Raw genomic sequence first — 24,086 nt, 5'->3', positions numbered from 1 at the left:
CTATTCCCATTCTATTGTTGCTGGCGGCTTTGAACTTATATCATATACGACACGATTGACCCCAGGGACTTTATTAATAATATCATTTGATGTTTTTTGCAGAAACTCATACGGCAGATTCACCCAATCGGCAGTCATACCATCCGTACTTTCTACAGCTCTAAGTGCAACACATTTTTCATATGTACGCTCATCGCCCATTACACCAACACTATTTACAGGTAATAACATCGCACCTGCCTGCCATACTTTATCGTACAGATCCCATTTTTTTAATCCGTCTATAAAAATGGCATCTACTTCTTGCAAAATAGCCACTTTCTCTGGCGTTATATCGCCAAGGATACGAATTGCCAAACCAGGACCTGGAAAAGGATGCCTACCCAACAATGCCTTGTCGATACCTAAGCTAGCCCCTACTCTTCTTACCTCATCCTTAAATAACATCTTCAAAGGCTCTACCACTTTCAATTTCATATAATCTGGCAAACCACCAACATTATGGTGACTCTTTATAGTTTGGGACGGACCACCTGTTGCAGAAACAGATTCTATAACATCAGGGTAAATAGTACCCTGTGCCAACCATTTTGCATTCTCAACTAAATGTGACTCATCATCAAAAACTTCTACAAATACACGACCAATTGTTTTTCTTTTGGTTTCTGGATCACTCTCACCAGCTAAATCATCCAAAAAACGTGCCGAAGCATCTACACCTTTTACATTTAAGCCCATACCCTCGTACTGCTTCAACACATCGGTGAATTCATTTTTTCTTAAAAGACCGTTGTTTACAAATATGCAATGCAGGTTTTTCCCTATCGCCTTATTTAATAATACTGCTGCAACAGAAGAATCTACACCACCAGATAAGCCTAAAATCACCTTTTCATCACCGATCTTTTCTTTTAACTCCGCTACCGTTTTGTCTACAAAGGCATCCGGAGTCCAAGTTTGTTCCATTCCGGCAATGTGCACCAAGAAGTTCTCCAAAACCTGTTTTCCATCCTTAGAGTGATATACTTCAGGGTGAAACTGAATTGCATATGTTTCTTCTCCCTGAAACTTAAAAGCTGCATTTTCTACATCATGGGTACTTGCCAGCAAGGTTGTATTTTCTGGCAAATGCTTAATAGTATCTGCATGGCTCATCCACACTTGGCTGCCTGTTTCTACGTTATCAAAAAATGGTTCGTTTTCCTTAATAAAACTAAGGTTAGCTCGACCATATTCCCTTGTATTGGATTTTTCTACACTACCACCGTGAAAATGTGCCAAATACTGTGCACCATAACAAACGCCCAATAATGGTTTTTTACCACGTATTTCAGACAGATCCGGGTGAACGGCATCTTCGCCCCTAACCGATAAAGGAGATCCAGAAAGAATCACCGCTTTATACTCAGAAAGGTCTTTTGGTAGTTTATTATAAGGTTTAATTTCAGAGAAAATATTTAGCTCACGTACGCGTCTTCCAATCAATTGGGTGTATTGTGAACCAAAATCTAGTATCAGGACTTTATTTTGCATGGGCAAAAATAGCAAAAACCAAATGTTGAAACCATCTTATTTCGGTTATATTTTTTAACAAATAGTTTTAAAATTGAAATTCCTTTACACGTCATCAAATCATAATAAAAGATGAATTGTATTTTTCTTAACAATCAGTGTAGGAAAAATCTACTTATTTTTAGGCACCATTAATAAACAACACTAGCCTTTTGAAAAATAAGATATATCACAGCTTATTTTTCCTAGGACTTATTTGCAAGTCTTATGGAAAAGTAGCTCACACAAGTTCTAATGAAAATTGCTTTAATGTAGATATCAACAATTATCAAGAACCAAAAAACAGCTTTACCATTAGTGGTTACATTACCGAAAGCGGTAGTGGAGAAAATCTCTTAGGTGCTTCTATTTATGTTCCTGAGCTAAAAAGAGGAACAACTACAAATGACTACGGTTTTTATTCGCTTTCACTGCCAAAAGGAAAGCATATCGTTTACATTTCTACAATTGGGTACACTACAGTAATTAAAGAGATTGACATTAATAATGACCTCTCTTTAAATATCACTCTTGAAACAGACACGCAATCGCTTGATGAAGTTACTGTAAGTGCTGATAGTAAAGTAAAAGAAAGTAAGGTCACACAAATGAGCAAAATACAAATCAACCCTTCTACAGTAGCTGATATACCTGCATTACTGGGTGAAAAAGATGTATTAAAAACATTACAATTATTACCCGGTATACAAGCGGGATCTGAAGGAAGCTCTGGTTTCTTTGTACGTGGTGGTACGCCAGACCAAAACCTAATTATTCTAGATGATGCAGTGGTATATAATTCAAATCACCTATTTGGATTCTTCTCTGTATTTAACGGTGATGCCATAAAATCTGTAGAAGCATTTAAAGGAGGATTCCCTGCCAGATTTGGAGGTAGATTATCATCTGTCATTAAGATAGACATGAAAGATGGAAATAAAGAAAAGCTATCGGGTAAAGTAAATATTGGTCTTATATCTTCATCTATGCTTTTAGAAGGACCAATTAATAAAGGTAAAACATCATTTATTTTTAGTGGAAGACGCACCTATGCAGATGTTTTGGCTCAACCGTTCCTTTCTGAGGAAAATGGTAAAGGCGGATACTATTTTGCCGATTTAAATTTTAAAATACATCATATTTTTAGCGAAAAAGATAAACTATATTGGAGCAACTATTATGGCAGAGATAAATTTTATAGTTCATTCAAAGACCAGTTTACTGATGAAAAAGTGAAGCTGGGGTGGGGAAACATTACCTCTACATTACGTTGGAATCATCAATTCAATGATAAATTATTCTCAAACACCTCATTAATATATAGTAATTACGACTTCAATATATCTAATGAATATACAGACACTTTTGATGATAATGTAGTTGAGTATTTATTTAAGACCAATTCGGGTATAGAAGACTTTACCCTTAAAAGCAGCTTTGATTATTACCCTAACAGCAAAAATACATTGCGTTTTGGAGCAGAAATTACTAATCACAGCTTTACACCACAACGCGTTCTTTTAAAAGATACATTCGCTGATAATATAGATAAAACAGAAGAACTTAATTCTTTGGAAGGGGCTCTATATATGGAAGATGATTGGAAAATAACCGATAAGCTTAGGTCTTCGCTTGGTTTAAGACTAAGTTATTTTAATTATAATAACACAAACTATATTAACCCAGAAACAAGGTTGGGTTTATCATATAGTTTAAAACCAGATTTAGCACTAAAAGCTTCTTACGCTAAAATGAATCAGTACATTCATTTATTATCCAGCTCTGGAATTGGACTACCTACAGATTTATGGGTCTCCTCTACTGATTACGTAAAACCACAAACTTCCCAGCAATTTGCTGTAGGTATTGCCAAAGATTTTTTTGAAAAAGATTATTCCCTATCCCTTGAAGGATATTATAAAAACATGAATAATATTATCGCTTACAAAGAGGGCGCGTCATTCTTAGCATTAGATAACCTAGAATCTGGTGCAGACTTAGATTGGGAAGAGAATATTACCGCTGGCGAGGGTTGGGCCTATGGTGCAGAAATACTTTTTAGAAAGCAAACCGGTAAACTTACAGGTTGGTTGGGTTATACACTTTCATGGTCAGAAAGACAATTTGACGAATTGAACTTTGGCAATAAATTCTATGACCGTTATGATAGAAGACATGACATTTCTGCGGTGGGTATTTACAAACCTAGCGATAGATTTACATTTTCTGCTACTTGGGTGTTATCTACAGGTAACAATTATACCTTACCTAATTTACAAAGAATAGAAGGCACCTTCCCCATTGGCGGTTCTAACTTTTTTAATAGAGGTTTACAAGATATTACTACACAACGTAATAACTTTAGAGGGGAAACAAGTCATAGATTAGATTTAGGATGGCAATTTCATAAAAAGAAAAAGAAAGGAAGAGAACGTACTTGGGCAATTTCACTTTATAATGCCTATGCAAGACAAAACCCCTTTATTTATACCGTAGACTACAACAACTACGATTTCAACGACCCTAACGCAACAGAAGAAAAAGAGCTTACAAGAACTTCTGTACTCATTTTAATTCCTTCAATAAATTATATATTCAAATTTTAAGATATGAGAAAAGCATTACTCGCACTATTAGGATTATATCTTTTATTCATAGGATGCCAAAAGGTTGTAGATGCCGATGAACTTTTAGACACAGAAGAGCAGGTTTCTATTATTGGCTATATTTCACCACAAGATACCATCTTAAAAATATCTGTCACTAAAGCGCTACCCGCCATAGGAACTCCGGTTAAAGTAGACCAAGATTATCAATTTCCCGAAGAATTTCTAATTAAAGACGCTTTGGTCAACTTGTCAAACACCGAAGGACAAAGTGTTGTTTTAGATTATGATAATGAAACAAATACTTATGTAACCAGCGCTACAAATTTACAGATTACACATGGCCATACTTATAACTTAAAAGTAATTGTAGCAGAAAAAGAGTTTAATGCGTCCTGCCAAATTCCTAAACAGCTAGAGGCAATAAATGAAATCATTGAGTTTCAAGAAGACGAATATGGCTATGAATTTGCTGTGATCAATGTAAACTTTATGGATTTTTCAGATGAAAACAATTATTACATTTTAGGTGGATATATTAGCAGTACCATTCAATTTGAGAATGAAGAACCATTTGAAGATATTTTTCCGTTATATTTTGATGACGATGAATTTTTAACGGACAATTTAGGCAATGGCGCTCAGTTAAATGGTAAAACTGAAATTTATGCCGATAGCGAATACTACTCTGATGTTTCGATAACCTTACAAGTCGCCCATACAGAGAAAGTACTTTTTGATAATCTAAAAGCTTCTCAAACAAATAGTGATGCCGATGGTAATCCATTTGTAGAATATGTGATTGCTCCTAACAACATTTTAGATGAAGGTGCCATTGGTGTTTTTTCTGGATACAGTGTTACTGAAAAGGTTATTGATCTTAAAGATTAGTTATTGCCATTATACCTCTATTGAACATAAAAATAATGACTAGCTTAGCATAAGATGATTTGACAATACTATTTTTTCATGAAACACATTAGTGCAATTATTTTTGGAGCAGCAATTGTTATCGCTGCATATTTTTTAGGCAACGCATATATACAAAGGGCGAACCCGCCACAAATGATATCCGTTACCGGTTTGGGCAATGAAAATTTCACCTCTGACCTCATTGTTTGGGAAGGTCAATTTTCTACAAACAGTACCGTATTAAAAACAGCTTTTGATCAATTAAACCGCGACAAAGATATTGTTCGCCAATATTTAACCTCTAAAGGTATTGATGCGAACAGCATAATCTTCAATAGTGTACAGACTACAGAAATGCGAGATAACCAATATGAAAATGGAAATTATGTTGGTAGTATTTTTAGAGGATATCAATTAATTCAAACTCTAAAAATAGAATCTGAAAACGTTGCTTTGATAGAAGGTGTATCTAGAGAAATTACCGAATTATTGAACAAAGGAGTCCAATTCAACTCTTCACCACCAAGATATTACTATACCAAATTAGCCGACCTTAAAATTGAAATGATCTCTAAAGCTACCGAAGATGCTAGAATACGTGCCGAGAAAATAGCGGAAAATGCGGGTAGTAATTTAGGAGATCTAGTTTCTGCCAATATGGGCGTATTTCAAATTACAGGTCAAAATTCTGGAGAAGATTATAGCTGGGGCGGTGCATACAATACCTCATCTAAAAATAAAACAGCATCTATTACCATGCGCCTAGAATACAAAGTAAAGTAATAGTGTTACTTTGATCAATATTACATAGTGATCTGGGAAAGAATAATTTAAATAATATTAATTCTTTAAATATAAAAGCCCGGTAATCTTCAACCAATTATCAAACCGAATACTCAAAAATCTTTTTCATAACAATCTGTATTCAACCATTAAGTCGATACTTTTCTATATAACTTACATTCATTCAAAAAAAAGCTCAGGAATTACACTTAGCTTTCTAATACATCGAAAACCAAATTCAAGCCAAAGCTTAAAAATTGACCTTAATCAATTTCTTTTCAAAGCAATTACTTATTTAACAACTAACCCATCATCTACCCTATTATAAAATTCATTTATTTTTACCTTTAGATAAATTAACTGTATGATCCATTCATTTTTTGAAGAATTAAGTACTGAATTACAAAACGGAGTAAATGAAAAAGGGCATCCGTTCAGATTCATTGCCATGGCAACAGTTGGCAATGAAACTATCGCTCGTTTACGTACTGTAGTGTTACGTGAGATTACCGAAGATTTGCGAATTACGATATATACCGATAGCCGTACCCAAAAGATGAAACATATTGCCCAGAACAATCAGGTTAGCTTTCTACTTTATCATCCTGAAAAAATGCTACAGTTAAAAGTTGAAGGTACCGCACAAATTGTAACGAATACAGAAAGATTAAAAACAACTTGGCAAACTATACAGCCTAATAGTAGAAAAGATTACATTACCCAAACTACACCTGGAAGCCTTATTAAAAATCCAGATAATGTTGAATATATTGAAGAGAAGAATTATTTCAGCATCATTGATATTACACCCACAAAGATCGAATACCTAAAGCTTAAACGTCCTAATCATATTAGAGCTTTATTTAAGAATGAGGATAATTCTTGGAACGGGGAATTTCTTGTTCCTTAATTGATATAGAAATAAAGATTTTCCATATCCTTTCCAAAAACAATTAAACTATCTACTGGTGCGGTCTGTTTCATTGCGGATCTATCAATCCTTATTTCAACTTCTTTCTCATGTTTCAATTCTATAAGGGGTAACGAATAGTCATCTGCCGAAAATATTGTTCGTTCAGGATGCAGTAATCGTACATTACCTGCATAGGTTACATTAGGAAGCACCCATTGATAATGATCATAATTCTCGCTCAACTTACTGGCAATAGGATCAAAACCAAAATGAACAGAAGAAGGTATGTTCAACACTTTCTCTATTGGCGTTCTAAGTGTTTGTAAAAAAACTACAGCTACAAAAACCCAAAACCCAACATTAATTAACTTCTTGTTATTTTTAAAACTAACAGACTCTAGCAACAAAACTACAAAAGGAATAAAAAGTGGTAATAGCCATCTTGTTTCTACTTTCTGACTTTGAAAAACAAGAAAGAACAAGCCAACCACAACTAACTGCGCCAAGAACATTTTAGAAAACCAGTTTAAATTTTGCTTATTAAAAGTGATCCATTTTGAGAAGTAACTGATACCTATTACCAATAACAAAGGGAATGACAAAGCAAATAATCCTTTTACATAAATTAGAATCGGTATCAACGAAAACCCCGATTCAAATTCTTCTATTCCTATTTTATCTTCAATACTAGAAGCCAAAAAAGTTTGAAACCCTTCAGGACCCAATAGCCAATATACATGTGGCGCAATTAACAGGCAAGAAAGCAGCATAGTTATCAGTATTTTGGGATTGAAAACTATAGCCCGCAATTTTGAGTCCCATAAAGAAACCAAAGCAAACGCTACCAGAAAAAATGCATAGTTGTATTTAGACATGAAACCTACACCCACAACAAAACCTAGTAATAGATAATTTAATATGGATTTTCGTTGCATCAATAACTGTATGCAATAGTAAGACGCAACTAAGCTTAAACACAATAGACTGGTATGTGAAAGCCTTCTAAAAGTAAAATCTATGAATACTGGTATGAAGACCAATGCTAATACAGGAAGTTTTGATGTATACTTATCAGGTATTCTAAGTATTGAAAATTGATACAATAGCAGTATTATACCAGCAAATAATAATCCCCTTAGTATAGAGAATGAAATTTTACTAACACCAAATATGGTATTGAAACCATACTGCAACCATGTATAAAGTGGTGGTTGATCATCATACCCCCAACGAAACCATTGCGAGTAATATGCCTGTTCAGCGTCTTCTAATTCTAAGGCACTTTTAAAAAATGTAATTAAGGTTATAGCTGAAAATGATAAAAAAGCAAGGACGGTTATCTTATTTAGAGATGCGTTCTTGCCCATCGCTTATTTTTGGGTAATAACCGTGAAACTTAAATCTAGCGGATTTAAAGCTTCAAATAACATAGGCACTAAGTCTTCGCCATAAGCCAAATAAAACTCAGAAAAATTAGATTGCCGTTCTTGAAGCGACTGATTTGGGAATATTTCATTTTGCAATTCTGTCATACGAACTACGTGATCTTTCAACTTTCTTTTTTGCGCTTGCAACAAGCGTTTTTCTAAAGCATCCAGTCCTTTTTTCTGCTTTACTTCTTGTGCTTTTACAGCTCCTAGAAAAGATTTATCGGTCTTTTCGGCAAGTACGTACATATCTTTAAACTGTTCTTCCAATAATTTTTTCTGTGGTGAAAAATCGATATCGATATTTGAAATTTCTCTAATCTTTTTATTGATAAGACTATTTTGCTTCAAGAAAATGTCAGATTTGGAAATATTCATTTTCTCTAATTTTTCAGCTTGCTTCTCGGTAATGATCAGCGCCGAATTTCTAACCAGCAAAATTGGAAAAGGAACATCCATAGCCTCAAATGCCGATTTTAATTCAAACCAATAGGCAATCTCACCGCCACCACCTATATAACATAGATTCGGCAAAATTACTTCTTGGTATAAAGGTCTAGCTATTACGTTGGGAGAAAAACGCTCTGGGTGAGCATTCATCTCTGCAACTAATTCCTCTTTTGTAAATGATATATTCGTTTCATTTACTAGGTAGTTGCCCTTACTTTCTATAATTCTTTCGCGAACACCCTCTGCTAAATAGAAATAATTGATTTCACGCGGATTAACCTGTATAGGATAATCCGATGATATATTTTCAATCTCAGTAATACTTTCAGATACTTTCTTGAACGCAGTTTGTTCAAAAATATCTTTCTTCATGTAAGGCACTAATGTCCTTTTCAAATCTATATCATCACCATCAACAATGACTAGCCCGTAATCCTTAAAAATTTCATTTGCCAAAAATCGGGTTGCATCCGTTAAGTTATCATGCTTTAAATAGGCGTTTTCAAATAGTTCTTTCAGCACCTTGGCATTCTTACTATCACCAATGGTTCTTGAATACAATGAAAAAACCTCCTCTAGCCCATCCGTAGGTAAATGCCCTACTGCGCCAGATGCCTCTTTATTCCACTGAAATTTTAATCCTTTGAAATTAAAATAATTGATTTCATCAAAATCATGATCTTCCGTAGCCATCCAATAGATAGGTACAAAATTACTATTTGGAAATTCCTTTTTTAATTGCTTGGTCAAGTTGATCGTAGAAATGATTTTGTATAAAAAATACAACGGACCCGTAAAGAGATTTAACTGATGACCGGTAACAATCGTAAACGTATTCTTTTCTTTTAACAACGCTATATTAGCAGCCGTACCCTTAGAAGTATCTGTATTTTTATATTGGTTTTGCATTGAAGAATGCAACACATCTCTTTGGGCTTGGGTAAAATGCTTCCCCTTTTCTTCTATCTGCCCTTTAAAACCTTCAATATCGGGAAACCGATTATATAATGGTTTAAGCTTAGTATCCGCTGCAGTGTAATCGCAAATTAATTTCGAAAAATAACCCGTTTTTGCTAAGGGCAAACAATCAATATCCATATAAAAAGTAAATACTTGGTAAATATAAAACCCTTTCGTCTTACATTTCCTAAATATAAGTTAATTACCGTTAGTATTAAATACTTGAATTCTCGTCAAAATACGCTGCAAATGGAGATTATTTTGCATTTATTTTAATAGATTTGGCTGACTCAGAATACAAACAACGCTATATGAAACTAATTCTACGCTACACATTATTTTTAATTCCCTTTCTAGGTTTATCCCAATTAAAATCCCCATCAGAATTTTTAGGTTATGAACTAGGAACTCAATTTACCAGACATCATGAGGTTGTTGATTACTACCAATATTTAGCCGAAGCGGAACCTCAGTGCATGAACCTTATGGAATACGGTAAAACCAATGAAAGAAGACCTTTATTATTGGCTACTATTTCTACAAAGGAAAATATGCAAAATCTTGATAAAATTAAGGAAGAGCACATGAAAGGTATTAATGGCGAAGGATCACCAGATAAAGCAATTGTTTGGCTTAGCTATAATGTTCATGGTAATGAAAGCGTAAGTACAGAAGCGTCAATGCAGACTATATATGACCTTTTCACTACTAAAAGCAATTACTTAGAGAATATAGTAGTATTGATAGATCCGTGTATTAATCCAGATGGTAGAGATCGTTATGTAAACTGGTACAACCAATTTAAAAATTCGCCCAACCAAGTAGATCCTAATAGTAAGGAGCATCATGAGAATTGGTGGAGTGGTCGCAGTAACCATTATATGTTCGATCTTAACAGAGATTGGGCTTGGCTAACACAAGTGGAAAGTCAACAACGTTTAAAGCAGTTTAATAAATGGTTGCCTCATGTACACGTAGATTTTCATGAGCAAGGTGTTGACAACCCATATTATTTTGCCCCTGCCGCAGAGCCTTTTCATGAGGTAATTACGGATTTTCAAAGAGAGTTTCAAGAAACCATAGGTAGAAACCACGCTAAATATTTTGACGAAAATGGATGGTTCTATTTTACAAAAGAGGTGTTCGATTTACTTTACCCTAGTTATGGTGATACCTACCCTACCTATAATGGTGGTATTGGTATGACTTATGAACAAGGTGGTAGCGGTCGTGCTGGCTTAGCCATTACAACAAGTATTGGAGACACCCTTACTTTAAAAGATAGAATAGCGCATCATCTAACTACAGGTTTATCTACCGTAGAAGTAGCATCGAAAAACGTTTCTAAATTAAATGATGAATTCAAGAAATTCTATCTTAACAAAAACTTCAAATACAAAAGTTATGTATTGAACGGTAATCCAGATAAAATTGAGGCTCTAGCAGATTTGTTAAGCAAGCATGAAATTGAATACCAAGCAGGTTCAAACGCTACAGTCAAAGGCTACAACTTTGCTACAGGCAAATCTGGTTCATTAAAAAGTACTGACAAGAGTTTGGTGATTTCTTCAAATCAGCCGAAAAGCACCTTGGTCAAAGTACTATTTGAGCCAATGGCGAAATTAAGCGATTCTGTAACCTATGATATTACCGCATGGTCTTTACCTTATGCTTACGGATTGGATGCTATTGCAAGTGAAAGCAATTTAAACGGTTCAGCGCCCTCACTAAATAAATCTGAAGTCAATAGTTTTAAGGCAGACAAGTACGCTTATTTGGCAGACTGGAACAGTATGAAAGACGCTAGGTTCTTGGCTGAATTATTACGCAACAAGGTACGTGTGCGTTATGCCCACAAACCATTTACATTAGATGGCATTTCTTATGATCGTGGTACATTGATCATCACAAAAGGAGATAACAAGCATCTAAAGAATTTCAACGAAGTTCTTAGAACTGCATCTACCAACCACTCTAAAAATCTAACTTCTACCAACACAGGTTTCGTAGAAAGCGGTAAAGATTTTGGTTCTGGTTATGTTGATGTATTACAAGATTTAAAAATTGCCGTACTATCTGGAGAGCCCACCTCTACCCTACGTTTTGGAGAAATCTGGAACTTTTTTGAACAACAACTAGACTACCCTATTTCTGTATTGGACGAGGCTTATTTTGGTCGTGTTGACCTTGCGAAATATGATATTTTAATATTACCTGACGGTCGTGGCTACAACAGTTTCTTAAGCACATATAATAAAGAGAAAATCATGGACTGGGTTAAACGTGGCGGAAAATTAATTGCCATGGGTGGCGCAATTGACGGTATTACTGCTTCTGATAAAGATTTTGAACTATCTGAAAAAGAAATGCCAAAAGATACTTCTACTACTATTGAATCTTTCGAGATTTCTGAGAGAGAACAGATAAAATCAGCAATTACTGGCGCTATTTTTAAAGCAACGGTTGATAATACAAATCCGTTGGCTTATGGGTATGACGACACTTATTTCACCCTTAAACTGGGAGCTCGTGCTTATAATTTCTTAGAAAACGGAAGTGCTGTTTATTTAAGTGAAGGTGCCAATGAACCCGTATCAGGATTCGCAGGTAGTGAAGCAAAAAAGAAGATTGCCGAAACCTTGATCTTTGGGACAGAGGATATGGGTCGCGGACAAGTAATATACATGGTAGACAACCCTTTATTTAGAGGTTTTTGGGAAAATGGAAAACTATTTTTCGCCAATGCCCTATTCATGGTTAAATAAACAAATATGAAAGAATATAAAGTTGAAACACTCATTTTCTACTCGAAATTTACTTTTGACAAAAACCATTTAGCGAAGTCATCAAATAAAGCAATTCAAGATAAACTAAACGAATATGCTAAAAATGGATGGCGTTTGGTATCTACGGATACTACCGAATTTGGCATGGCTATGTATATTTATCTGTATTTTGAAAAGTAAAAGAACACAAATAAACATCTAGTTTAGATATCCCTGAAACGGCTAAAATTGTTTTAGGGATGTTTTATTTTATGGCTACATGGTACTTTTCCCAACAAATTCGCATCTTTTGCGTTTAAAATAGAAGACACTAACCTGTTAGTGCAAAAACCACCACCAATGCCAAACAACCAAGATCAATTAAATGCATTAATGCAAAAGTTAGAACTGCTTTTAAAAAAGCAGCAAGACTTTAATATTGAGGTAAATGAAATTCGTAGGGATATTCAAATTCTTAGAAATACCCAGGCAATAAAATTCAACGAAAAGCCTACCGAACAAACAACTAAACCTGAAGCGGCGAGTATTGAAAAAGAGGCTGCAATAACTGATAAAGTAGTAGAAATTGAAACTCCCGCTCCAGTTCAAGCTCTAATAGAAATTGCTTCTATACAAGAAGAACCTAAAAAAATTCCTGAAAAGAAAATAAAACTTCCAAAAGGCAAATCTAACCTTGAGAAGTTTATTGGGGAAAATCTTATCAATAAAATTGGGATACTAATTACCGTGATCGGTGTTGGTATTGGTGCAAAATATTCTATTGAAAATAATTTAATTAGTCCGCTAACCAGAATTATACTTGGGTATTTAGTAGGTATTGGCTTATTAGGATTCGGATTTAAGCTAAAAGCAAAATACATAAGCTACAGCGCTGTTCTTGTAAGTGGTGCTTTGGCTATTCTCTATTTCTTAACTTATATCGCTTACGACCTTTATGGGCTATTCCCACAGATGGTAGCGTTTGGTATTATGCTATTATTTACTGTTTTCGGGGTCGTAGCCGCACTGAGTTACAATAAGCAGATCATTGCCCATATTGGCCTAGTAGGAGCTTACGCAGTACCTTTTCTTTTAAGTAATGATTCTGGCAATGCTACTGCACTATTTAGTTATATCGCCTTAATTAATATCGGACTCTTAGTTATTTCGTTTAAAAAATATTGGAAAGCACTTTATTACGTTGCATTTGCGTTCACCTGGCTTATTTATGGATCTTGGTATGCATTCTCAAGCAATGATGTAGATTTCTATATTGGCTTTGGCTTTTTAGTGCTATTCTTCACATTGTTCTACGCTACGTTTTTAGCGTTTAAATTAATAAAATCCGAAAAATTCCAAGTTGCTGATATTATTCTAATCATGCTGAATTCGTTCATATTTTACGGATTTGGTATTGCCTGGCTCTATAATTATGAAGGTGGAGAATTTTATTTAGGTTTATTCACCCTATTGAATGCACTTATTCATTTTGTGATAACGGTAATTATCTTCAAAAGAAAATTAGCCGATCGAAAGCTATTCTTCTTAACCTCTGGGTTTGTACTTACGTTTATTACCATAGCGGTACCTGTTCAATTAGATGGCAATTGGGTAACATTATTTTGGGCTTTTGAAGCCGCATTATTATTTTGGATTGGGCGCACCAAAAAAGTCAAATTCTATGAATACCTTTCCTATATTTTGGTTGCTCTAGCATTCTTAAGTTTAACGATGGATTGGGCAGCAAGGTACTCTTATTTGCATACCACAGATGGATGGAGCCTATTATTAAACACTACGTTTTTAACTTCGATCCTTTGCGTTGCCGTATTCGGATTCATGAATTGGATTCAAACAAAATTCAGCACTGAAAAACCTTCAATAGTTCAACAGATAATGACATTTGGTATTCCTGCTTTGTTTATAGGAACCCTCTACTTTGCCTTCTATCTTGAAATAGAACAGTATTGGAACAATGCCTTTCAATTATCTAAAATAGAGATATCAAGTACCTCTGGCGAATACCCGGAATACAACTACAATCTCAAAAATTTTGAAGCTATTTGGTTAATTCTATATACCATGTTTTTTATCAGCGTTTTAAGTTTCGTAAATATTTTAAAAATCAAAAACAAGATATTAGGAATTGTAGCCTTAGGCTCCGCGCTTTTAATAACTTTAATATTCCTTACTAACGGACTTTATACCTTAAGCGAGCTTCGTGAAAATTACCTTTCACAGCAACTTACAGAATTTTACAATGTAGGAGCATATAACATATACATACGCTATATTTCATTTGTATTTCTTACACTTCTTCTATTCGCCATTTATAAATTAGCACAGCAAGAGTATTTAAAATTCAATTATAAAATTCCGTTTGAAATTCTAATGCATACCACTATTATATGGGTAGCAAGTAGCGAATTATTAAATTGGATGGATATATCCGGATCTGAACAATCTTATAAGCTAGGTCTAAGTATTCTTTGGGGCGTATATGCGCTACTTCTAATCGCATTAGGTATTTGGAAAAAGAAAAAATACTTGCGAATTGGTGCTATTATACTATTTTCTATTACGTTAATTAAGTTGTTCTTCTATGATATTTCATCTTTAAATACTATTTCTAAGACCATCGTATTTGTATCATTGGGTGTCTTATTATTGATTATATCATTTCTTTACAACAAATACAAATACATTATTTCAGATGAGACTGAACAATAGCTTTTTAACAATACTTGCCTTTTTATCTATTTCAGTTTGTTTCGGACAGATGGATTCCTATTCTAAAAAGATAGCGTTAAAGGGTATCGAAAATCAATGGCATACTATTGAAGTACCTAACCAAGTATTTGAAAATGTAAATGCCAACATGAGCGATATTCGCGTTTATGGGGTTACCGCTACCGATACTATTGAAGCACCGTACCTGCATAAAGTTTCTAAAGCTGAAGTTTCCAATTCAGAGGTTTCTTTCAATCTAATAAATAGCGTCAATAATTCTAAAGGTTACTTTTATACTTATGAGCTACCCCAAAAGGAAACTATCAATGAGATACTACTAAACATAGAAGACCTAAATTTTAATTGGGAAATTACACTAGAAGGTAGTCAACATCAGAAACAATGGTTTACTATTCTAGAAGACTATCGTATTTTATCTATTAATAATGACCAGACAAACTATTCGTTTACCACATTAAAGTTTCCAGATGCTAGCTTTAGATACTATAGAGTATTCATAAAGAGTAAAGAAAAGCCAAATCTAACATCTGTACATATTACTAAAAAGGCTAAAAAGGCGGCCACTTATCGCGATTATGAGGTTAGTGATTTTAAAATTTCTATAGAAGACAAAAAAACGATTATAGACATTGATTTAATAAACCGTGTACCCCTCAACCTACTAGATTTTACGGTCGATGATAAAATTGATTACTACCGATCAATTTCTATTCAGTATTTGGTTGATAGCGTAAAGACTGAAAAAGGTTATTACCACAATTACAGACCTTTAGCTACAAAGACGCTTTCTTCAATGGAAGATAACAGCTTTCAATTACCTGGTACATTAACACAAAAACTACGTGTTATCATCTTAAACAATGATAATCAACCTTTAAAAATTTCTGATGTGAAACTTAAAGGATACCTACACACGTTAACCACACGTTTTACAGAACCGGCTACTTACTATCTGGTTTACGGTAAACCTAATGGCAACTTTCCTAATTACGATATATCAAAAACCACGGTTATTTTACCAGATAATATTACAAAACTAGATTTTGGTAGCGTGGTAGAAATACCTAGACCAGAAACTGAAACAACCAATCCTTTACTTGAAAACAAATGGTGGTTGTGGGTTATTATTGGTGTTGTAATCGCTTTGCTAGGGTATTTTACCATTGGCATGATGAAGAAGGAGCTTTAGATTTTTATCAAATGATTTGCTTTTTAAAGTGGACATAACTGATTTTTAAAATCAAATATCAACTAGTTACATAACTAAGTTCAAACAAATCTTTCTGATCTGGGAATCAATAATTAAACCATGTTTACATAAATTATAATCTCATGTAAAAGTGGTTGATATAATTTAACTTACCAATAGACAAAACCTTCATAAATTTACATCGTAAGTAGTGTAATGAGATATTACATTCTATTACTGCTTCTACTTCCAACTGTTCTTTTAAGTCAAAAAATAGACCATCTTGCCTCTTTCAGAGATATGGGTAGTAAAAGCTATTTCCGATTTAATTATGACAATGATTTCTTCGCTGCATCAGATAAAAATTACACGCAAGGCTATAGTTTTGAGTATGCAAATCTAAGCTTAAAGAAAAATCCAGTAAACCATATTTTCATCAAGCCAAAAGGTAATCACTTCACTTACGGATTATCAGTAGAACATATCGGCTATACACCTAGTGATTTTGTTAGTCCAGATATACAAATTGATGATAGACCCTTTGCTGCTGCTATATACCTTAAGAGTTTTGCTATTGCAACAGATACCATTAAAAAATCAAGATTATCTCAATCGCTAAGTTTAGGACTTATTGGTCCGGGGGCATTTGGCAGAGAAATGCAAACAGTAATTCATAAACTTATTGAAAACAAAACTCCCGGTGGTTGGGACAATCAAATTCAGAACGAGTTAGTGTTGAACTATAAAATTGGCTACGAGAAACAAATATTCAATTATAAAAACATAATAAATACACAAGCAATAACTTCGCTACAATTAGGAACTTTATTTACAAATGCATCGTTGGGATTTAATTCTACTATCGGACTATTATATCATCCGTTCTCTAGAAACAGTACACCTTCAAAGTTTAAATTTTATGCTTTTGTACAGCCAACAGTTCATGTCGTTGGTTTTGATGCCACCTTGCAAGGCGGCATTTTCACCAATGATAACCCCTATACCATTTCTTCAAAAAATATAGAAAGGTTAACCGCACAAATCGACTACGGACTCATTATAAAGTACAGAAAATTATATCTAGAATTTAGCCGAACATCAATTACCAAAGAGTTCACGTTTGGTAATTCTGCCAAATGGGGCGGTTTTAAAACAGGTTTTTTATTTGATTAATTACACAACAGGTTCACCGTAAAGGTCAAAGTCAGCCGCTTCTGTAATCTTAATATTCACAAACTCACCTTGCTTTACATAATGCTCAGTTGCATCTATCAACACCTCGTTATCAACATCTGGAGAATCAAATTCTGTTCTTCCTACAAAGTAGTTACCTTCTTTACGATCTATGATGCAACGAAACGTCTCCCCTACTTTCTTTTGGTTCAATTCCCAAGAAATTTGAGATTGAATTTCCATGATAATATTGGCACGCTCTTGTTTTACTTCTTCTGGTACATCGTCTACCAAAGTATAGGCATGAGTATTTTCTTCATGGCTATAGGTAAAACAACCTAAACGCTCAAAACGCATGGCAATTACCCAGTTTTTAAGAATCTCGAAATCTTCTTCAGTTTCACCAGGGTAACCAACAATCAAAGTAGTTCTAATGGTCATTTCCGGTACTGCAGCTCTAAACTCCTTTAACAACTTGGTTGTTTTCGCTTCTGTGGTACCGCGACGCATACTTTTAAGAATACGGTCAGATATGTGTTGTAATGGAATATCTAAATAGTTACAAACCTTTGGTTCTCTATTCATTACATCTAATACATCCATCGGAAAACCTGCAGGAAACGCGTAATGTAAACGTATCCATTCTATACCTTCTACCTTAACCAAAGCTTCTAAAAGCTCAGCAAGGTTTCTTTTCTTATATAAATCTAACCCATAATACGTTAAATCTTGAGCAATTAAAATAAGCTCTTTTACACCTTTTGCCGCAAGTTTTTCAGCTTCGGTCACCAATTCTTCAATTGGAGTACTCTTATGCTTACCACGCATTAAAGGAATTGCACAGAAAGAACAAGGTCTATCACAACCTTCTGCAATTTTCAAATACGCATAATTCTTAGGTGTCGTCGTCAAACGCTCACCAATCAACTCATGTTTATAATCTGCACCCAGTGCTTTCAACAAACCTGGTAACTCACTCGTACCAAAGTATTCGTCAACATTAGGAATCTCTTTCTGTAAGTCTGGTTTGTAACGCTCACTCAAGCAACCAGTAACAAAAACTTTATCTACCGCACCTACTTCTTTCTTTTGAACATATTCTAAAATGGTATTAACACTTTGCTCTTTTGCATTGGCAATAAAGCCACAGGTGTTAATTACGACTATGTTTCCTTCTTCTTCATGTACAACTTCTTTGTCATTTGCCTTTAATTGGCCCATGAGTACTTCAGAATCATATACATTCTTTGAACAACCTAGAGTTACTACGTTGATTTTGTTCTTCTTAAGGGTTTTTGTCCTCATAATTTAAATTGGGGTGCAAAAATACGATTTGGGTACTTAAAAACGTTAGATATGGACAAATTTACTTGTAATCTTTATTTGATTACAGTTTATCAAGACCCAAATCTTAAATTAACCATGAAATTCTCCCAATATTTCAGGCTATTCGCCCTATCATTAATTGTAGCTTCATGCTCCAAAGATTCTGAACCTACATCAGAAACTAGTAAAAGTGGCGTACCTCCCGAGGTATCACCTATACCTACAGAAACTTATTTCCCTCCAATTTCAAGAGCCAGCGAATGGGAAACCATATCTATGGAAACCTTAGGTTGGAACGAAGATGAAGTAAGTAATCTATACTTCTTCCTAGAAAACAATAACACCGATGCTTTTATTATCCTAAAGGATGGCAGAATAGTAATAGAAAAATATTTTGGCGATTTTAAGTCTGATGACAATCATGCATGGAACTCTGCCGGAAAAAATTTAACGGCAATGCTTACAGGTATTGCACAAGAAGAGGAATTTCTTAAAATTACAGATACCACATCTACTTATTTAGGTGAGGGCTGGTCAAGCATGCCTTTAGAACAAGAACTGAATATTACCATAAAAAATCAATTGACGATGACTACTGGTCTAGATTATACAGGGGATGATATTTTCTGTACCGAACCAGAATGTCTGTCTTACTTAAATGATCCTGGCACATTTTGGTATTATCATAATGCACCATATACATTATTGGATGATGTCATTGCCAATGCTACCGAAACCGATTTTAATTCCTATTTCTCAGAAAAAATCAAAGAACCAATTGGCATGCAAGGTCTGTTCTTTAAAGTAGGATACAATAATGTATTCTTTAGTTCTGCACGAAGTATGGCTCGTTTCGGAATTTTAAATTTGAATCAAGGTAACTGGGACGGAACAGCCATTCTATCTGACCAGAGTTACTTTAACGCCATGATCAATAGTTCTCAAGATTTAAATCCTTCTTACGGATATTTGTATTGGTTAAACGGTAAAAGTAGTTTTAGACTACCAAGTACTGTAGAAGAATTTACAGGTAGCTTAATACCTAATGCCCCTGCCGATATGTATGCCGGACTTGGATTAAACGACCAAAAATTATATATGGTGCCAAGCCAAGATTTGGTAATCGTACGTATGGGCGGTGCTAGTAATGAAGAACTTTTAGGACCTTCTAGTTTCGATAATGAAATATGGGAGCTAATCAATGCTATCATCGATTAGTTTTTCTTTCTATTTAAACACATCTTATATTCGTAGTCTACACTTAGCAAATAAGTATGCTTACTTTTGTATAAAATTGTAAAATGGATTTTAGAAGTATTGCAGAAAAAAGATACACTACACAGAAATATAATGTATCTAGAAAAATCTCAAATTCAGATATTGAAGATTTAAAACACATTCTAAAATTAAGTCCGTCTTCTATTAATAGTCAACCCTGGTTATTCACATTCGTTTCTAATGAACAGGTGAAAAATGCCTTAGCTGATGCTTCATATTCTAATGCGCCTAAAATAAAAAATGCTAGTCATTTGGTCGTTTTTAGTGTTATGGATAATCTTGAGGAATTTGAAAAACGTGTTGAAGAAAATTTACTTGAAAATTCTATAAAGTTTTACAAGCAATACATAAAAACGCAATCAAAAGAGAAAACGGTTAATTGGTTATCTCATCAAGTGTATATTACGTTAGGATTCTTTTTGGCCGCATGTGCATCTATGGAAATAGACTCGACTCCTATGGAAGGTATAGACGTTGCTAAATACAAGGACATACTTAGTATTGAAGATCACAAGGTTTTATTTTCAGTGGCAATTGGCTACCGTGATGAACAGGATACTACACAACCTAATTTAATAGGTAAATCTAGATTGGCTACAGATACCGTTATTCAATCAATTGATTAGTTTAAAATTTTAAACTTCTTTAGCCAATTTAAATACCGTAATTTCTGGTCTTACATTAAAACGCACTTGACGCAAACAACCTAATGCGCTATTAATATACAGTGTTCTTTCATCTTTTAAATCTTTAATACCGGCATCGTAATTTTTGTTTTTAACAGGTAAAATAAGTGGCGGCAAAAAAGGAGGTTTAACTTGTCCGCCATGAGTATGACCAGAGAGTATCCAACCCTCAAAATTATTCCAAACAGGAAGATCACATACATCCGGATTATGACATAGGGTAATATTTGCTTTCTCAGGATTGTATTTTGCAATAGCTTTTTCAGGATAAAAATTACTTCCCCAAAAATCATCCATTCCCAAAAAATTGAGTCCGTTAATTTCCACTGCATCATTTCGTAACATGGTTACCCCTACATCTTCTAAACTCTTCGTGATTTTTTGCGCGACATCATCTTCTACAAAATCAATACCGTAATCGTGATTACCTAATATACCGATGGTACCCAAAGTGCCTTTAACCACAAATTTCAATACCTCTTGCAACTGGTTTAGTTGTTCATTATCTTCATAGGTAACATAGTCACCGGTATACACCACAAAATCAGGATTCAATTCTTGGGCTTCTTTGAATGAATCTATGATGTATTGATAATCAAAAGAATTGCCAATATGCATATCACTTATTTGCATTACCGTTTTACCAACCAGTGAATCCGGTAAGTTCTTCAAAGGCATATTTACATACACAAACTGCATCCAAAAAGGCTCTATTTGCCAACTGTACAATCCTGTTAACAAACCTAACCCCGCTACCCACTGAAAAGTCTTTTTGAAAAAGCTTCTTCTTTGCATTTTAAGTAGTCAAATTTAGTTTTGATAGTCTTTAGGTGTCACACGCTTTTGAAATTTGTCTTCATAGGATTTCCCCAACCTCAAAAGTTGCGCCTCTGAAAACTGTTTTCCAATAAAAGTTAAGCTTATTGGCTCACCCGATATTTTATACCCCATAGGTATCGTCAAAGCAGGGTATTTGGCAACTGCAGCATAACCTGCGTGGTAATTATTAATAGATAAAACAGCATCCAGCTTGTACTTATCCATCGCTGTATCGAAGAAAGTTCGTCCATTTGTTTCAAGATTAGATTTTATCTCCTCTAATTCGGTCGTTGTAGTAGAATCTGAAAGTATACCATTGAATAATGCTTGACCATATGGTATTCTAACCAATGAATCTGTATTATTAAATGCCACCGCATCTGTAATTGAAGAAATTCTCACTAACTCAGGGTTGGTATACTCCTTTAGATACGACTTTAAATCATTTCGCATATCAATATTTAAAATACTTAGAAAGCCATTCATGGCAACTTCTGGCGGTGTAAACGTTACAATTGTTGCGCCAGCTTCTTTTAAATCTTCAATGGTTTGTTTATAAATACTATCAGTCTCCATCAGTTCTTTAATAGCACCCAATCTCATTTCTGAAAAAGGTATGGGATGTAATCCTGCAGATAAAACACCCGGAAAATTATCTTCTACAGAAGCGGCATCCAATTTATCATAACCCAACATAGCAGATAATAAAATGGCATTATCCTTAACGTTCTTTGTCATAGGACCGGGAGTATCTAATGTGCTAGAGATAGGAACTATACCTGACCTACTCAATAAACCTATAGTTGGTTTTAAGCCTACTACAGAATTTTGACTACTTGGTGATAAAATAGAACCCGAGGTTTCCGTACCTACTGCTGCAACGGCATAATTTGCCGCAACGGCCGTACCACTTCCAGAACTTGAACCACCTGTTTCAAAGACTCTTCGCCCGTAAGGATTCAAAGTTTGACCACCATAGGCACTATACCCAACTGGGCAACCTGAGCATAAAAAATATGCCCATTCACTTAAATTTACCTTTCCTAAAATCAAAGCACCGTTCTTTTTTAATTGTTGAACGATAAACGAATCGTCAACTTCATTATCCATTAAAGCAATTGAACCCGCCGTCGTTTTCATACCCAATGTATTAATATTGTCTTTCAGCAAAATAGGCATACCATAAATTGGGTGCTGAACTTGAGCCGCTATTCCTTTTTCATTCTGCCTATCTAATTCACGGGCTTGCTCTACTACATCTTTATTAAGAGCAATCACAGTATTTAAAGTTGTCGCATTATCCAGTTCATACTTATAAATACGATGTAAATAAAACAACACTAGATTTTCATAAGTAAGCCTACCCTCTTTTATATGATTTCTAATAACAAAAATATCTTGTTCCAAAATCATGGGAAGCAACTCTTTATACTGAGCCTCAGTAAACTTAGAAACCTCTTCAAACAAAGGCATAAAAACCTCATTCTTATCTAATACCTTAGATTGAATCAGCTTGTACTGCATACGTCCATTCTCGTGATCAGCATTGTCAGCAACTTCAGTAGAATCATTATAGGGAGTCCAAAGAACTACTTCCTCTTTTTTCGTTTCTTGCTTGTTCTTACATGCACTTATAACAATGATGATTAATAATAATACAAGTTTTTTCATACTGTTATTTATTTGTTTGAATACTTTTCCACTTCATTATATCATTCTTGTTCAATCGAACAAATTCATCTTTTCCTTCTTTTTCGGCTAGATTTATGGAAATGTTGGATGCATTGATGGCAGCTTCATATTCTTTTAAATCTCCCAATATTAACGATCTCACCCTATGAAAGTAGTATGTATCACCACCCAATTCAATTGCTTGATCAACATAATCAAGTGCCTTTTTGGGGTGCAAATCCTGCTCTTGATAATATCGTGCAATTTCGTAATAAGTTTGTGCAGTGGGTTCTTTTGATAATAATTCATCTATCTGTTCTTGCATAATAGATTTTGTATCAAACATAATAAGAATTACTACTTGAGTAGTTCCCCAATTTAAATAAATTGATGCTTGGTTGTGATCAATATTATCGAACGAAATTAAAAATGTCTCCTGAAAATCGTTGTTATGTGTGGGCGTAACCGTAAACCGTAATGCATCTTCTTCAGCATTGTAATTTGCCCTGCCATCTCCCCAATGTGTAGTATTGTTATGAAAAACTATTTGCCATTCTTCTTCCTCAGGAAAAGCATATAGGGCATAAGTACCTTTAGCAAGTTTATTTCCATCTATTAAAACATCAGTACTAAAAGTAATTTTAGTAGATTCATTGGCTCCTACCCTCCAAATACGACCGTTAGGTACTAAACCAGATTCACCATTAGGTTGATTGCCAAATAAAGTGCGACCCTTAGCAGAAGGTCTTGAATATGCTATAGTAATTTTTGAAAGCCCGACTTCTTGTTCAATCTTAGCAAACGGACTAGCTTTCGGGTGGTTCAT

Annotated in this window: 18 protein-coding genes; 11 read left to right on the top strand and 7 right to left on the bottom strand. The window is 34.5% G+C overall.

Features of this window, described 5'->3' with window-relative positions; all coding sequences use genetic code 11:
• Complete coding sequence (guaA, locus tag SJY30_RS01110; protein ID WP_396633788.1) at nt 1-1,533, bottom strand: glutamine-hydrolyzing GMP synthase; 1,533 nt, start codon at nt 1,531-1,533, stop codon at nt 1-3.
• 191 nt (nt 1,534-1,724) lie between these two features.
• Here guaA and SJY30_RS01105 point away from each other — a divergent pair, with 191 nt between their 5' ends.
• The 4 genes from SJY30_RS01105 to SJY30_RS01090 all read left to right on the top strand — a co-directional run bounded on the left by SJY30_RS01105 (nt 1,725) and on the right by SJY30_RS01090 (nt 6,762).
• The gene (locus tag SJY30_RS01105; RefSeq protein ID WP_396633787.1) at nt 1,725-4,157 is read left to right on the top strand and encodes a TonB-dependent receptor domain-containing protein; all 2,433 of its coding nucleotides are present in this window, start codon (nt 1,725-1,727) and stop codon (nt 4,155-4,157) included.
• A gap of 3 nt (nt 4,158-4,160) precedes the next feature.
• Nucleotides 4,161-5,048: a DUF4249 family protein gene (locus tag SJY30_RS01100; protein WP_396633786.1), complete on the top strand. Its 888-nt coding sequence runs from the start codon at nt 4,161-4,163 to the stop codon at nt 5,046-5,048.
• 78 nt (nt 5,049-5,126) lie between these two features.
• Nucleotides 5,127-5,852, top strand: a complete 726-nt coding sequence (locus SJY30_RS01095; RefSeq protein ID WP_036155832.1) for an SIMPL domain-containing protein — start codon at nt 5,127-5,129, stop codon at nt 5,850-5,852.
• Nucleotides 5,853-6,216: 364 nt separating this feature from the next.
• Nucleotides 6,217-6,762 carry a pyridoxamine 5'-phosphate oxidase family protein gene (locus SJY30_RS01090; RefSeq protein ID WP_396633785.1) on the top strand — a complete coding sequence of 182 codons (546 nt, stop codon included), beginning with the start codon at nt 6,217-6,219 and terminating at the stop codon, nt 6,760-6,762.
• Here the strand turns inward: SJY30_RS01090 and SJY30_RS01085 are convergent.
• Together SJY30_RS01085 and bshC are read right to left on the bottom strand one after the other, a co-directional pair.
• Nucleotides 6,759-8,132 carry an ArnT family glycosyltransferase gene (locus tag SJY30_RS01085; protein ID WP_396633784.1) on the bottom strand — a complete coding sequence of 458 codons (1,374 nt, stop codon included), beginning with the start codon at nt 8,130-8,132 and terminating at the stop codon, nt 6,759-6,761. The two genes, SJY30_RS01090 and SJY30_RS01085, sit on opposite strands and share 4 nt — an antisense overlap.
• Before the next feature lie 3 nt (nt 8,133-8,135).
• Nucleotides 8,136-9,740 carry a bacillithiol biosynthesis cysteine-adding enzyme BshC gene (bshC, locus tag SJY30_RS01080; protein ID WP_396633783.1) on the bottom strand — a complete coding sequence of 535 codons (1,605 nt, stop codon included), beginning with the start codon at nt 9,738-9,740 and terminating at the stop codon, nt 8,136-8,138.
• A 173-nt stretch (nt 9,741-9,913) separates the two neighbouring features.
• On the opposite strand from bshC, the gene SJY30_RS01075 reads away from it, so the two are divergent.
• The 5 genes from SJY30_RS01075 (at nt 9,914) to SJY30_RS01055 (ending at nt 17,480) form a co-directional block, all read left to right on the top strand.
• Nucleotides 9,914-12,367 (top strand): M14 metallopeptidase family protein, encoded by a 2,454-nt coding sequence (locus SJY30_RS01075; RefSeq protein ID WP_396633782.1) that lies wholly within the window; start codon nt 9,914-9,916, stop codon nt 12,365-12,367.
• Between the two features lie 6 nt (nt 12,368-12,373).
• Complete coding sequence (locus tag SJY30_RS01070) at nt 12,374-12,568, top strand: DUF4177 domain-containing protein (RefSeq protein WP_396633781.1); 195 nt, start codon at nt 12,374-12,376, stop codon at nt 12,566-12,568.
• 159 nt (nt 12,569-12,727) lie between these two features.
• Nucleotides 12,728-15,097: a DUF2339 domain-containing protein gene (locus SJY30_RS01065; protein ID WP_396633780.1), complete on the top strand. Its 2,370-nt coding sequence runs from the start codon at nt 12,728-12,730 to the stop codon at nt 15,095-15,097.
• Entirely contained in the window at nt 15,081-16,307 is a 1,227-nt protein-coding gene (locus tag SJY30_RS01060) for a DUF3999 domain-containing protein (RefSeq protein WP_396633779.1), read from the top strand. Before SJY30_RS01065 ends, SJY30_RS01060 begins: the two co-directional genes overlap by 17 nt.
• Nucleotides 16,308-16,523: 216 nt before the next feature.
• Nucleotides 16,524-17,480, top strand: a complete 957-nt coding sequence (locus SJY30_RS01055) for a lipid A deacylase LpxR family protein (protein WP_396633778.1) — start codon at nt 16,524-16,526, stop codon at nt 17,478-17,480.
• Here SJY30_RS01055 and rimO read toward each other — a convergent pair whose 3' ends face one another.
• Entirely contained in the window at nt 17,481-18,785 is a 1,305-nt protein-coding gene (rimO, locus tag SJY30_RS01050) for a 30S ribosomal protein S12 methylthiotransferase RimO (RefSeq protein WP_396633777.1), read from the bottom strand.
• A 51-nt stretch (nt 18,786-18,836) separates the two neighbouring features.
• On the opposite strand from rimO, the gene SJY30_RS01045 reads away from it, so the two are divergent.
• Together SJY30_RS01045 and SJY30_RS01040 are read left to right on the top strand one after the other, a co-directional pair.
• Nucleotides 18,837-20,024, top strand: a complete 1,188-nt coding sequence (locus SJY30_RS01045) for a serine hydrolase domain-containing protein (RefSeq protein WP_396633776.1) — start codon at nt 18,837-18,839, stop codon at nt 20,022-20,024.
• Between the two features lie 83 nt (nt 20,025-20,107).
• Complete coding sequence (locus SJY30_RS01040) at nt 20,108-20,710, top strand: NAD(P)H-dependent oxidoreductase (RefSeq protein ID WP_396633775.1); 603 nt, start codon at nt 20,108-20,110, stop codon at nt 20,708-20,710.
• A 9-nt stretch (nt 20,711-20,719) separates the two neighbouring features.
• Here the strand turns inward: SJY30_RS01040 and SJY30_RS01035 are convergent, their stop codons facing one another.
• Genes SJY30_RS01035 through SJY30_RS01025 form a run of 3 tightly spaced genes read right to left on the bottom strand, consistent with a single transcriptional unit; the run spans nt 20,720 to nt 24,086 of the window.
• Nucleotides 20,720-21,565, bottom strand: coding sequence for a metallophosphoesterase (locus SJY30_RS01035; RefSeq protein ID WP_396633774.1), 846 nt, complete (start codon nt 21,563-21,565; stop codon nt 20,720-20,722).
• A 15-nt stretch (nt 21,566-21,580) separates the two neighbouring features.
• A complete protein-coding gene (locus SJY30_RS01030; RefSeq protein ID WP_396633773.1) occupies nt 21,581-23,260 on the bottom strand; it encodes an amidase family protein in 1,680 nt (559 codons plus the stop codon).
• A gap of 4 nt (nt 23,261-23,264) precedes the next feature.
• Nucleotides 23,265-24,086, bottom strand: a complete 822-nt coding sequence (locus SJY30_RS01025) for a DUF2911 domain-containing protein (protein ID WP_396633772.1) — start codon at nt 24,084-24,086, stop codon at nt 23,265-23,267.

Origin of the sequence: Maribacter sp. R86514 (assembly GCF_044597005.1) — a bacterium.
Classification (GTDB): Bacteria; Bacteroidota; Bacteroidia; order Flavobacteriales; family Flavobacteriaceae; genus Maribacter.
Note: the sequence above shows the minus strand (reverse complement) of the source record. Positions and strands in the feature narration are given on the sequence as shown.